This window comes from Terriglobus sp. YAF25 (assembly GCF_052113305.1).
Classification (GTDB): Bacteria; Acidobacteriota; Terriglobia; order Terriglobales; family Acidobacteriaceae; genus Terriglobus.
Genome location: NZ_JBFRCY010000238.1, coordinates 1 through 5,867, shown reverse-complemented (window position 1 = coordinate 5,867; position 5,867 = coordinate 1). Strand labels below are relative to the sequence as shown.

The following is a 5,867-nucleotide window of genomic DNA, read 5'->3' as shown; positions in this document are numbered from 1 at the left end:
CGTTTCTGACCCTTCGAAATCTCGATTTCCTGATATATCTGGGGAAATTTATGGGAGTTCAGGTCTTAATTCCTCTGCTGAAACTTCTTCCCTATTGACAATGAAACGTTTCACGAAATAGCGTTCCGATGGACATCCAACGACAAGATTTGGAGTCGCAGGAGGAAATATGGCAACAACCCTTTTGGAGCCGTGTGAGCGCTTTGTGTCTTCCAGGTGGAACCGTCTACTGGGTTCCAAGCGGAGCCGTCTACTGGGTCCCAAGCGGAGCCGTCTGCTGGGTATGCTGGCCCTTCTCGCTGTTGTGCTGATGCCGGGCGTATTGCCGGCACAGACCGGCGGAGAAGGCGGGCTGCAGGGCTCAGTGACAGACAGCACCGGAGCCGCAGTTCCGGACGCAACCATCATCATTACCAACCAGGGAACCGGCACGCAGACCACCCGTCAGAGCACGGGCRCCGGCCTGTATTCCATCGCCCCGCTGCCGCCGGGCATCTATACCGTCGACGTGAAGCACGAAGGCTTCCAGGAGTTCATCCAGAAGAACCTGACCGTCAACGCCCTGACCGTTACCGGCTTCGATGTAACCCTGACCGTCGGTGCTGCGACGGACGTTGTGACCATCAATGAAGCTCCGCCGCAACTGGAGACGACGAACGCATCGCTTGGTCTGACGATCGAGAACGAGGCATATTCCAATCTTCCGCTGGTGACCAACAACGCCCAGCGCGATGCAACCGCATTTGGAGCCCTGGCGCCTGGCGCACAGGGTGGCGCTCGTCTGCCGATCGTCGGCGGCACGGGAAATTATCTCGGTCAGCTCTACGTGGATGGTCTGCCCGCGCAGACGGTCAGCCAGCAGGGCGACAACCGCCTGGTCTCGCAGGCATTCTCAATCGAATCCATTGACCAGACACAGGTTCTTACCAGCACGCCGCCCGTGGAATACTCCGGCGCTGGCGCGCAGAACTTCACCATCAAGTCTGGCACGTTGGGCTATCACGGCCAGATCTCGGACTACATCCGGAATACAGCGCTGGATGCATGGCCGCTGTTGACCAAGGCGCAGACGGTCTCCGACGGCAAGGGCGGGCAGGTTGCCGCGCCGAAGCCCGTCGATCACCAGAATGAGTTGTCCGCCAGTGTCGGTGGCCACGTGCCGGGCACGAAGCGTGTCTTCTTCTTCGTTGCCTACGACCGCTATCACAACCGTACGGTGCGTGGTCCGGTGGCTTACACGCTTCCCACGCTTCTCGAGCGTCAGGGTGACTTCACGGAGCTGCTCGGTACATCCAGTCCCGCGCTGTTCGACCCCACAACAACAACCTGTTCCGGTGGAACCTGCACACGTAAGCCGTTTCAGGGATCCAAGAACGGCGTTCCGACCTACAACGTAATTCCGAGCAGCTATCTGTCTCCGTTCGCGAAGGCGGCCCAGAACTATCTGCCCCAGCCCTCAAACTCCGGAACGACGAACAACTATCTCGGCAGCGTTCCGTACGGCTTCGATAACTACACCGTCGACTACCGCGTTGACTTTCAGATCACACCCAACCACCGCATCTCGACGGTAGGCGCGATCGGTAAGGTCGGATATCTGAACAACTACAGCGCACCCTTCTTGCCGCAGCCCTACACTGGCGGAAATCTCGCAACGATCTATCCGAAGATCTTCGATGTGCAGGACGTCTACACCATCAACAACAACCTGGTGAACCAGTTGAAGTTCGGTTTCGTGCGGTTCTTCCAGGACATCAAGAACGCGACCCAGAATGTCCCGGGCTATCAGATTGGTGATCTTGGCGCCACGAACCTGCCTGCAGGTCAGGCGGGCCAGACCTTCCCAGGTATGACGTTTACAGCAGGCGGTGCAAGCTCGGTCGCTCTGCAGACCTGGACCGGCGCCAGCGATGCCGTCTCAACCCAGAAGACGACGCCAAACAACTACACCATTCTCGATAACGTGTTGTGGACCAAAGGCAAGCACTCGGTCACAGCCGGTATCCAGGTGCAGTGGCAGCAGATCAACAACGCCAACCCGGATACCTACACCGGTCTGTTGCAGATGGTGTTCAATAACTTCTCAACCGCGAACTTCGGAGCCAACTCGCAGACGCTCTCCAGCTCATCCGGATATTCCTACGCCAGCTTCCTGCTGGGAGCCATCGGTGGCAGCCCAAGTCTGCAGCTCCGTCCGGTCAGTGAGGTTGGCGGGCGATATCGTCCGATTGCTCCCTATGTCTCCGATACATGGAGAATCACGGAAAAGCTGACGTTGGATGCGGGACTTCGCTGGGACTATCTGCCGCCCTATCACGAGGTGAAGGATCGCTGGAGCTTTCTGAATCCGAACCTCACGAATCCTTATACCGGAACACCGGGCGCAATTCAGTTCGCGGGTAGCTATGGCGGCGCAGCGGCGAGCTGCCAGTGCCGCACGCCGGTGCAAACCTATTGGAAGAACTGGGGCCCGCGCGTAGGTCTTACCTATGCGCTGGATGATAAGACAGTCCTTCGCCTCGGCATCGGACGCGTCTTCTCTCAGGGCGGCGGTGTAGGCGGCCGTGGCGGAGCGTTCAACGGAACCGGCCAGTTGGGCTTCAATACCAGCATTGCGTCGCCGGCGGAAGTCACCACGGGCGCAGGTGCGGGGCCGTCGTACTATCTCAACAACAGCAGCGCGTTCCAGGCGATGGGCATGGCCAACACGGCTCTCTTTGGTGGCCAGGCATATCCGACAGCTCCTACTCCTGGACCTGCGACACTGGGGCTGAACACCGGCTTCTACTTGAGCAACGGAAGGATGGTAACGGGACAAGGTGTGAGCTATGCCGACCCATACTTCTCCAGCCGTGCTCCGAACTTCACGTTCTACAACGTGGGCATTCAGCATTCGTTGACGAAGGATATGGTGCTTGCTATCAACTACGTCGGCAATCAGAGCCATCACCTCATCAATTCGACCTCGAATGCCTCAAACGCCCGTGGCTACTGGTCAAATCAGCTCAACCCCACCTACCTCGCCGGTCTTGGAAGTGTAACGGCCGTCGACGGTAAGACGCCGATCCTGATTGCACCGGCAACCCCGGCGAACGTGGCCAAGGCACAGGCCTCGATGCCGGGCATCAATATTCCACAGAGCTTTCAGAATGCGGCTGCGGCCAGCAATGGCGGAGCGGCAACGATCGCTCAAGGTCTGACAGCGTTTCCGCAGTACTCCGGTGTCACGGACACCTGGGGCAATGTCGGCAACTTCAGCTACAACTCTCTCCAGGTGACCGTCCAGCAGCGCATGTCGCGTGGGCTTACCTTCAACTTCAACTACACGTGGTCGAAGAATGTCGGTAATGACGGAACCTTCCGGAGCGGCTTCGCGATTCCGCAGGCCGCGATCTCGGGCGGTACGCAGAGCTGGGCGCAGGATCGCATCGATCGTGGTGTCACTACCATCTCGTCGCCGCATACGATCCACGCCTACGGTGTCTGGAAGATGCCCTTTGGAAAGAGCGGATTCAGCGGCAGTCATCTGGCGACCCGTACGCTCTTCAGCGATTGGCAGCTTTCGAACATCTTCACCTATAGCACTGGAACGCCGGTCGCTGTGGTCTGGAATACGGACGCAAGCTGCAACACGCTTTCGACTGCAACCGGATCAAATCCTCTTCAGGGACGCTGCATGCCCGACTTGAATCCGTCCTATGTCGGATCTGGTCGAAACGGTAGCAACTACGGCAAGGGGGGCAGCAGCATCGCCTGTAACCTTGGCGGGGCGGGATGCTCCGCGACCAAGTACCTTGATTCGACGGCCTTCCAGGCACCGAGAAGCATTTCCACTGGAAGCACGCCGATATACCTGCTGGGGAACGCACCTCGTACTCAGGCGCTTGGACTGAAGAATCCTGCAGCCCTCACTCTGGATGCCGCGCTTCGGCGCACCATTCCAATCCGTGAATCCATCAACTTCCAGTTTGAAGTGACGGCTTCGAACGTACTGAACCATCCCATCCTGGGCAACCCAAATGCACAGTGGGGCACGACAGCGTTCGGAACCATCACCAGCATCAGCAGTGCCAGCACTCCGCGCAGCTTCCAGCTCGCGGGTCACCTCAACTTCTAACGTAGGTAGTCTTCACAACTCATGGGCCCTGCATGACACTGTCATGTGGGGCTCAATTTTGTTACCCACTCATCTGTACCGCAGGAGTATGTTGTATGCGCTTCAAGGTAGCTGCACTCGTCCCTCTTGCCGCCGGCGTATTGCTCTGTCCGGCCCTGTCTGCCGCCCAGGACTTCAACGTCCCCAACGATCGCCGTCCCGCCGACAAGCGTCCCACGCCGGAGGAGATCGCGCATCCCCCCAAGAGCTGGATCGACAAAGACACCGGCCATCGCGTTGTCCGTCTGACCGATGAGCCCGGCTCCGCGAGTTTCTACTTCAACGTCAATGCCTACACTCCCGATGGCAAGGAGATGGTCTACACCACACCGGAAGGCATCTCAGTGCTGGACCTGCACACGCTCAAGTCGCGCAGCGTGGTGAAGGGCAAGGTCCGCACGTTGGAGGTAGGCCACAAGACGCAGAGCATCTTCTACGTGAAGAACGATGAGCGTGCTGTCTATAAAACCAACGTCGATACCGGCGAGACCACCATGTTGGCCAAGCTGCCGCCGCGCGGCAACATCGTTTCAGTGAATGCCGATGAGACGCTGGCTGCAGGCACCTATGATGAAGAGGATCGCCCGAACGAACAGTATGGYCGTAACGGACGTACGTCAACAGGGCAGCCCGCTGCCGGTGTCTCCCAGACCAGTCCGCTGGATCAGCCGCTGAACAAGGGCGAGATGATGGAGCGGCGTCTTGCGGCGAGGATTCCGCTGGTGCTCTATACGCTCGATTTGCGCAACGGTAAGGTCACGCCGCTGCTGCACTCGACTGACTGGGTAAACCATCTGCTCTTCTCTCCCAGCGATCCCAAGCTGTTGATGTACTGCCATGAGGGTCCGTGGCAGAAGGTCGATCGTATCTGGACCATCTGGACTGACGGAACGCACAACCAGCTGATGCACAAGCGCACCATGGCGATGGAGATCGCGGGACACGAGTTCTGGGGACAGGATGGAAAGACCGTCTACTACGATCTGCAGACACCCAAGGGAGAAGACTTCTGGCTGGCTTCTCTGAACCTGGAGACGGGTAAGCGCAACTGGTACCACATGGATCGCAACGAGTGGTCGATTCACTTCAACGTGAATGAGAAGGCCGGTTTGTTTACGGGCGACGGCGGCGATCCGCACCAGGTAGCTCGCGCTCCTGATGGGGAGTGGATCTATCTCTTCCATGCAAAGAAGGTCCAGAGCGAAGGCATGGTGGATGGTCCTGTGTACGTACAGCCATGGGCCCTCCAGTCGGAGAAGCTGGTGAATATGAGCAAGCACAACTACACGCTGGAGCCGAATGTAAGCTTTACGCCGGATCTGAAGATGGTGATCTTCCGGTCGAATATGTTTGGACCGACTTATGTCTTTGGTGTGGAGATTGAGAAGGCGAAGTAAGTTATTGGGGGAAGAGAAGAGGCACCCGATGGGGTGCCTCTTTTTGTGTTTAGGTTTGTCATCCTGAGCCGAAGGCGAAGGACCCGTCTTGGTGCTCATTCTTCGCTGAAAGCGAAGAATGGTATCTCGCGAAGCGAGACCGGTTTCAGTTTTGTGGTTTCCTTGCCCACCCTAACTCCGTGAGGGTGGGGCACCCCGGCGGATTGAATACCGCTCGAAAAGCAGATCCTTCGCTAAACCACCCCAGCCAGCGAAGCTGGCCGGGGTCCCCTACGCTCAGGACGACATGCAAAAAAGATATAGCTACTTCTTCT

At 58.0% G+C, this 5,867-nt stretch carries 2 protein-coding genes; both read left to right on the top strand.

The window, feature by feature from the left end:
- Positions 1–169: 169 nt before the first annotated feature.
- Positions 170–4,117, top strand: a complete 3,948-nt coding sequence (locus AB4043_RS11770) for a carboxypeptidase regulatory-like domain-containing protein (RefSeq protein ID WP_442307117.1) — start codon at positions 170–172, stop codon at positions 4,115–4,117.
- Positions 4,118–4,212: 95 nt separating this feature from the next.
- A complete protein-coding gene (locus AB4043_RS11765) occupies positions 4,213–5,553 on the top strand; it encodes an oligogalacturonate lyase family protein (RefSeq protein ID WP_442301959.1) in 1,341 nt (446 codons plus the stop codon).
- Positions 5,554–5,867 lie beyond the last annotated feature (314 nt).